Here is a 491-nt window from a genome sequence, read left to right as displayed (position 1 = left end):
GGCCGGCCGGTGACGCGTTCGTAGACGGTGTCGGCCATGATCTGGCCGCGCGAGCGCTCGTCGTAGGTGGTGTCGGCGGCGGTTTTGCAGGCGGCATAGACCGCGACGGCTTGGTGCACGGGCAACAACACGGTGACGTAGGCCATGGTGTCGGGGGCGGGGCGGATCCACACACCGCGGTCTTTGGCGGCTTTGGCCGACCGTTCGACGACCGCCGCGGCGTCCAGGCGTACCGCGATCTTGCGGGCCTCGGCCTTGATGCGATTGTTGCCCCAGCCCTGCAGGCGGGTGGGGTCGGCGCACAGTTCGGCGTCCAGGGTGCGGCGGTCGGCGACATCCAGGCAGGCCGATTGCTGCACGATCAGGGTGGCCCGCCACTCCGAGAGCATCCCCGATTCCAGCGCGGCCAGGGTGTGGGGCATCTCGCCCACGAGTGCTTTGGCGAACCCGAGATGCTGGTCGCCTTTCTTGGGTGCCTCGCGCCGGGCCAG

Annotated in this window: 1 protein-coding gene; it reads right to left on the bottom strand. The window is 69.9% G+C overall.

The features are described 5' to 3' along the window. The coding region (locus ACRCUN_RS34235; protein WP_462146038.1) for a DUF222 domain-containing protein at positions 1-491 on the bottom strand (491 nt) is incomplete at both ends.

This window comes from Mycobacterium venezuelense, assembly GCF_054919535.1.
The sequence above is the reverse complement of the archived record's forward strand: the minus strand, read 5'-3'. Positions and strand labels throughout refer to the sequence as shown.